Annotated in this window: 3 protein-coding genes and 1 pseudogene; all 4 read left to right on the forward strand. The window is 68.6% G+C overall.

From position 1 onward, the window contains the following. Positions 1 to 14: 14 nt before the first annotated feature. On the forward strand, positions 15 to 104 hold the full coding sequence (locus ABZ371_RS31400) for an LAETG motif-containing sortase-dependent surface protein (protein ID WP_358686081.1): 90 nt from the start codon (positions 15 to 17) through the stop codon (positions 102 to 104). 211 nt (positions 105 to 315) lie between these two features. Then, on the forward strand, positions 316 to 1,980 hold the full coding sequence (ettA, locus tag ABZ371_RS31405; RefSeq protein ID WP_358686077.1) for an energy-dependent translational throttle protein EttA: 1,665 nt from the start codon (positions 316 to 318) through the stop codon (positions 1,978 to 1,980). A 2-nt stretch (positions 1,981 to 1,982) separates the two neighbouring features. Beyond that, complete coding sequence (locus ABZ371_RS31410) at positions 1,983 to 2,405, forward strand: thioesterase family protein (RefSeq protein WP_358686079.1); 423 nt, start codon at positions 1,983 to 1,985, stop codon at positions 2,403 to 2,405. Beyond that, positions 2,402 to 2,650 (forward strand): annotated as a pseudogene (locus ABZ371_RS31415) (hypothetical protein); the annotation flags it as partial. The gene ABZ371_RS31410 and the pseudogene ABZ371_RS31415, both read left to right, overlap by 4 nt. Positions 2,651 to 2,719: the final 69 nt, after the last annotated feature.

The following is a 2,719-nucleotide window of genomic DNA, read 5'->3' on the forward strand; positions in this document are numbered from 1 at the left end:
CCAGCGCCACCCCCGTGATCGCCGGTGTCGCCATCGCCCTCGTCGTCCTCGGCGGCGGCGCGGTCTTCTTCCTCCGCCGGAAGAAGCCGCAGACCAACGCGTGAGCGCGTGACCCCGGGCGCGTCGTGAGAGCGCGCCGATGAAGGGCCCGGCAGGGACGATGCCCGAGTTCTGGGCATCGTCCCCGCCGGGCCCGACGCGTTGCGGCGGTGGGGCGGCGCGTACCGGAGGACGGAACGTATTTCCGTCCGGGTGCGGGTGTCAGGCAAGATGGGTGTATCTGCCCACACCTCTATTGCTGCCGGACGGTTTCTCTTGGCTGAGTTCATCTACACCATGCGCAAGACGCGCAAGGCGCACGGCGACAAGGTGATCCTCGACGACGTCACCCTGAACTTCCTGCCCGGCGCGAAGATCGGTGTCGTGGGACCCAACGGTGCCGGTAAGTCCACGGTGCTGAAGATCATGGCGGGCCTGGAGCAGCCGTCCAATGGTGACGCGTTCCTGTCACCCGGCTTCAGCGTCGGCATCCTCATGCAGGAGCCGGAGCTCGACGAGAACAAGACCGTCCTGGAGAACGTCCAGGACGGCGCCGCCGAGATCATGGGCAAGCTCAAGCGCTTCAACGAGGTCGCCGAGCTCATGGCGACCGACTACTCCGACGCGCTCATGGACGAGATGGGCAAGCTCCAGGAGGACCTGGACCACGCCAACGCCTGGGACCTGGACGCCCAGCTGGAGCAGGCCATGGACGCCCTGGGCTGCCCGCCCGGCGACTGGCCCGTCGTGAACCTCTCCGGTGGCGAGAAGCGCCGGGTGGCGCTCTGCAAGCTGCTCATCGAGGCCCCGGACCTGCTCCTCCTCGACGAGCCCACCAACCACCTCGACGCCGAGTCGGTGAACTGGCTGGAGCAGCACCTCTCGAAGTACCCGGGCGCCGTCGTCGCCGTCACGCACGACCGGTACTTCCTGAACAACGTCGCCGAGTGGATCCTCGAGCTCGACCGCGGCCGCGCGATCCCCTACGAGGGCAACTACTCCACGTACCTGGACCGCAAGGCCGCCCGCCTCAAGGTCGAGGGCCGCAAGGACGAGAAGCGGCAGAAGCGGCTCAAGGAAGAGCTCGAGTGGGTCCGGTCCAACGCCAAGGGCCGGCAGACCAAGTCCAAGGCCCGCCTCGCCCGTTACGAGGAGATGGCGGCCGAGGCGGACAAGATGCGGAAGCTGGACTTCGAGGAGATCCAGATCCCGCCGGGCCCGCGGCTCGGTTCCATCGTCGTCGAGGTCGAGAACCTCTCCAAGGCCTTCGGCGACAAGGTGCTCATCGACGACCTGTCGTTCACGCTGCCGCGCAACGGCATCGTCGGCGTCATCGGACCGAACGGCGCGGGCAAGACCACGCTGTTCAAGATGATCCAGGGCCTGGAGACCCCCGACTCCGGCTCCATCAAGGTCGGCGACACGGTCAAGATCTCCTACGTCGACCAGTCCCGCGCCAACATCGACCCCAAGAAGACCCTCTGGGCCGTCGTGTCGGACGAGCTGGACTACATCAACGTGGGCCAGGTCGAGATGCCTTCGCGGGCCTACGTCTCCGCGTTCGGCTTCAAGGGCCCGGACCAGCAGAAGCCGGCCGGGGTCCTGTCCGGTGGTGAGCGCAACCGCCTCAACCTGGCGCTGACGCTCAAGGAGGGCGGCAACCTGCTGCTCCTCGACGAGCCCACCAACGACCTCGACGTCGAGACGCTGTCCTCCCTGGAGAACGCGCTGCTGGAGTTCCCCGGGGCGGCGGTGGTCATCTCCCACGACCGCTGGTTCCTGGACCGCGTCGCCACGCACATCCTGGCGTACGAGGGCGACTCCTCCTGGTACTGGTTCGAGGGCAACTTCGAGTCGTACGAGAAGAACAAGGTCGAGCGCCTCGGTGCGGACGCGGCCCGCCCGCACCGCGCCACGTACAAGAAGCTCACGCGAGGCTGATCGTGGCTCGTCACCTCTACAAGTGCCCGCTGCGCTGGTCGGACATGGACGCCTTCGGCCACGTCAACAACGTGGTCTTCCTCCGCTACCTGGAGGAGGCGCGCATCGACTTCATGTTCCGGCTGGCGCCGGGGGACGGTTCGCCGTCCTTCGCCGGCGGGTCCGTCGTGGCGCGGCACGAGATCGACTACGTACGGCCGCTGGTCCACCGGCACGCGCCGGTGACCGTCGAGTCGTGGGTCACGAAGATCGGCGCCGCGTCGCTGACGATCGCCTACGAGGTCAAGGACCCGGAGCAGGTCTACGTGCGGGCGTCGACGATCGTCGTGCCCTACGACCTGGCCGAGGAGCGGCCCCGGCGGATCACCGCCGAGGAGAAGCTCTTCCTCCAGGAGTACCTCGACCAGGAGCCCGCTGCCGCATGACGGTGCCCGTACGGTCGCTCCGGTTCGCCGACGCGAGGGAGGCGGCGGATCTCGCCGCCTTCCTCGGCAGGCTGCTCCACTACGACCGGGCCGCCGCCGTCCGCCTCCAGGCGGGCGGCGGTGCGCTGGCGGTCTTCGGCCGGCCCCCGTCCTTCGACGTCCTGGCGGTCCGCACGGCCCGGCTGTCCGGTGTCCACGACTTCGACGTCACGGTCTCGGCCGGAGAGCTCGCCGAAGCCCTCGACCCGGAGGACGCGGCGGCAGGACGCCGGTCCAGGGCGGACCGGTGACGGGTGCGGGCAGGGCGTCCAGGC

The organism is Streptomyces sp. NPDC005899 (genome assembly GCF_040629645.1).
Taxonomy (GTDB): domain Bacteria; phylum Actinomycetota; class Actinomycetes; order Streptomycetales; family Streptomycetaceae; genus Streptomyces.